At 36.2% G+C, this 4,320-nt stretch carries 1 protein-coding gene; it reads right to left on the reverse strand.

The genetic code is table 11. From position 1 onward, the window contains the following. Nucleotides 1-1,266: 1,266 nt before the first annotated feature. The gene (locus F6K22_RS33635) at nt 1,267-4,140 is read right to left on the reverse strand and encodes a CHAT domain-containing protein (RefSeq protein ID WP_293108387.1); all 2,874 of its coding nucleotides are present in this window, start codon (nt 4,138-4,140) and stop codon (nt 1,267-1,269) included. Between the last annotated feature and the right edge of the window lie 180 nt (nt 4,141-4,320).

Consider the following 4,320-nt stretch of genomic DNA (forward strand, 5'->3'; position numbering starts at 1 on the left):
ATTTCCTGTAGATTTCCTGTTCCCTGTTCCCTGTTTCCTATCTCACAATGGAAATTCCTAAAAGCACAACTACTTAGGGTTTGCTTATGGAAAGTCTTTTTGCTCTTTGTAGGAGACTCGAGACTGGAGACTCGAGACTGGAGGAACGGGGAATTTAGAAGAGGTAGGAGTAAGAATTGTCTCTCAATTTTTCTGCCATAATCATCCTAAGATACTGGCTTTTTGAGCTTTATAAGTGCGAAAAGCTGGTACTTTTTTGAACTCTCAAACGCCAAAACCTTTATATTTCAATACTTTTAGAATTAATCAGCAAGCCCTACTTACTAAAGGGTGATAGGGGATGGGGGGATAGGGTGATGGGGGGATGGGGTGATGGGGTGATTCGTATATTTGCAGAATTTTTTGTATTTCATAAGATTGATAGGGAGATAGGGTGATGGGGGGATGGGGGGATAGGTTGATGGGGTGATTCGTATATTTGCAGAATTTTTTGTATTTCATATAAAATCAATTGGATAGGCTCTTTTGGTAGAAGTGTAGACTTCCTGTTCCCTGTTCCCTGTTTCCTATCTCACAATGGAAATTCCTAAAAGCACAACTACTTACTAAAGATTGATAGGGTGATGGGGGGATAGGGAGATGGGGGGATGGGGGGATAGGGTGATGGGGTGATTCGTATATTTGTATTTGCAGAATTTTTTGTATTTCATAAGATTGATAGGGAGATGGGGGGATGGGGTGATGGGGTGATGGGGTGATTCGTATATTTGCAGAATTTTTTGTATTTCATAAGATTGATAGGGAGATAGGGTGATAGGGGGATAGGGTGATGGGGTGATTCGTATATTTGCAGAATTTTTTGTATTTCATAAGATTGATAGGGAGATAGGGTGATAGGGGGATAGGGTGATGGGGTGATTCGTATATTTGCAGAATTTTTTGTATTTCATATAAGATTAATTGGATAAGCTCTTTTGGTAGAAGTAAGGAAGAAGAAGGGTGCATCTCAATTTTTAAGAAAGCCAAAAATTTATCGCTTTTAGGGAACGGGGAAGAGGGAAAAGAAAAAAAGTATTTTTGCAAATATATGAGATACACCCAAGAAGATATAAATGTGAAGCATTTCGTAGAAAATTACAAAAAAATAAGGTCTCAAGCCTCCCTTTTTAAGGGGGTGAAAAAATTTCGATTCAGTATTTCAATCCCGATGCTTCAGCTAGAGGAACTGACAACTGATAACTGAAATGACCCTTAACGAATTATCTTTTAAAATCCATTTCCCATTAATATAAATGATGCCCAATAGTAAGGATTATTCCCTTCTTTATCCTTCCCAGTAATCATATTTATTTGAGCTGCGCGTAATGCTTCTGCTTTACTTTTTCCTTCTTGTAAAACCGTGTAAAAAGTATTCATTAATTGGTCTGAATCATCATTAACTCGCCACAAAGAAGCTATTATTGTTTCTGCTCCAGCATTTTGCATTTGATAACCCAAACCAACTATTTCTTCCCCATTACCCATCTGCCCACTAATATTAGTTTCGGCAGCACTTAATACTACCAAATCTATTTCAAATGACCAATTTTCTATATCGCGCAGACTCAGGCGATCGCTATCTCCAAATAAGATCAAAGAGTCTTCTGGTTTACCATTTCCTTCTTTTTCTGTTAACAATGCCACAGGAATATCTAAATGCAAAATATTGTAGTCATTAAAATCATTAATTATTGTTTGCGAACTCAATTCATTGTTAACAAGTTGGCGACTACCGGGAATTGTTTCTGCTAAATTTTCGACTAATTTTCCTGTTGTTGGTCTTAACTGAACTTGGCGAGTTCTTATCTGAAGTTGATATTTACCTTCTGTTAAAGCTGCTGCTAATACACGAGGTTTATTTTTTTGTTGAGTCTCAAAATTTGTCAAACTGGCTGCAATAATAGTATTGAGACTAAACTTTTCTACTAACCATTTTTCTCCGTCATAAAGTGCTGCTAAAGGTAGATAACGTAGTTGCTTATCTGGTGCATAAATAATTGTATTAATATTTGCTTTTGTTAATTCATCTTCTATTGGTTTTATTAACCAACCATAGAGTTTTTCTGCCGATTCTTTCACATCTCCAACAGGAGTAAAAATTGTTCCTCGGAACTCAGCGATAGCCTGTTCAATTTCTTCTGCTTTTACATCTACAGTTTCATGTATTGTTTCCCCATTTGCTGTGATTAATACTAATTCTAATTTGTCTGACAAAATCAAGGGATAAAATAGAACTGTTCGGGGTAACTTTTGCAATTTTTCTTGTAGACTCTTGAACTGTGACAAATCAGGTTTGAGATTATTTTTATCAATCTCCAGATTTAAAATATCTTTTGTATCTTCAGTCATAATTTTTTCTTCGGCAGCTAGTAATTTTACTCCGGTTGCTGTTATTTCATTACCTTTCACATTACCAAAATAATTATCTAGTTCTTGAATTTTCAGCAAATCTAAAACTTGTTGAGCTTCAAAAATACGTTCTTGTTGTAATAGTAAATCTGCTAAATTCCGATAAACTGTTTCAGGATTTTCTAATAGACTTTTTTGACTTTCCTGACTCCGCATAGTTTCATGGATGTTAACAGCTTGTTTGTAAAAAACTACTGCCAATTCAGGTTTTTCTTGGGCGACTAATATTGTGCCTAACTGTCCATAAATTCTACCTGCTTTGGCAGTTTTTTCACTCTCTTTATATATGGCTAATGCTTGCTCTAAATTTTCTAAAGCTTGAGGATATTGTTTCAGTTGAAATAAAGAATCTCCTATTCCTTGATAAGCTATAGCTACAGCATTTTTATCCTCCTTGTCAGGTAAATTATCTAAAGCAAGTTTGTGATAATTTAGAGCAATAGAATAATCGCCAGAACTATAATAAGCTTCTCCCAAAGCATTCATATTGGCAGCAATAACCGATTTTTCTCCTACCTTTTTATTAATAGGTAAAGATTTTAGTAAAATTTGTTTAGCTTTCTGGTTTTCTCCTAAACGGTTATAAACTTTTCCCAAACCAATCATAGCTTCACCTTCAGCAGCGCGGTCTTCCTCTTCTTTCTCATAAAATGCTAAAGCTGCTTCATAAGTTGATTTTGCTTTGTCATTTTCTCCAATTTCATAATAAGCATCACCCAAATAACTTAAAGCTTCCAATTGCCCAGTTTTATCCTCTGCAATTTTAGCAGCTTCTAAACCTTTTTCATAAGCTGTTAATGCTTGACTCTCCTCTCCTTCTTTTTGATAAAGTGCCCCAATAAAAGCATAAATTCGCCCTACACTTTTTTGGTCGCCCACACTTTCTAACATGGCAACTGCTTGCTGGAAATATTTGATAGCTTCAGAATTTTCACCCTTTTCTCGATACACAAAACCAATATTATTTAATAACCTCCCAACTCCAGCACTATCATTAATTTCTCGACGCACAGTTAAAGCTTTTTCATATGTTTCCAAAGCTTTGTCATAATTACCTTGATTAAAATAGACCACTCCCATATTATTAAGAGTCCGACCAAGGTCACGGCGATCGCCTACTTCTTCCCGGATAGTAAGTGCTTCTTGGTAAAATTTCAGTGCTTGGTCAAGTTGCCTCTGACTTGCTTTCACCGCACCAATATTATGCAATGACTCTCCCTCATTTTGGCGATCGCTAATAGCTTCAGAAATATCTAAAGCTTCTTGATGCAAATTTAAAGCTTGGGAAAACTCCCGCTGTCGCTGATAGACAAAACCAATTAAATTTAGAGTTTCTGCTACACCCGAGCGCTCATTTATCTGTCGCCGAATAGTTAAAGCTTTCTGCAAAACATCCAAAGCTTTTGAATATTCCCTTTGATTAATATAGACATCCCCAATATTGTTGAGAGTTTGAGCAATTCCCGTTTGGTCTCCTAATTCCTTACGAATTGTCAAAACTTGTTCGTAAGTTTCTAAAGCTTCATCAAATGCTCCTCTGCGAAATTGTTCCACACCTGTTTCAAACAATTTATCTGCCTCGGTCTTAGAGGCAGAAGATTCTGGAGAACTTTCCACCTCTGGAGCAGGAGTTTGGGCCAATACATTCGGGATAATTACAATTTTGGGTATGACCGAAATGGTAATCGCCATAACAGTCAAATAGCTAAAGTAAAAATAGGAATTTTTCACTGTGGAAGACCTCCTCATTCAATACAAGTTTTGGGTTTGAGATAAAACAGTTATTTAGGGTTTGCTGATTAAATCTGAAAGTATTGACAGATAGATAAAGATTTGAGTGATTTTATGTCCGGCAAAACTGGGAGCTTTTCA

The organism is Okeania sp. SIO2F4, from assembly GCF_010672385.1.
In the GTDB taxonomy this organism is placed as follows: domain Bacteria; phylum Cyanobacteriota; class Cyanobacteriia; order Cyanobacteriales; family Microcoleaceae; genus Trichodesmium.

What these genes read in the sequence shown, in the direction of transcription:
- F6K22_RS33635 (WP_293108387.1), bottom strand. Translation starts at nt 4,140, where the DNA reads ATGGCGATTACCATTTCGGTCATACCCAAAATTGTAATTATCCCGAAT.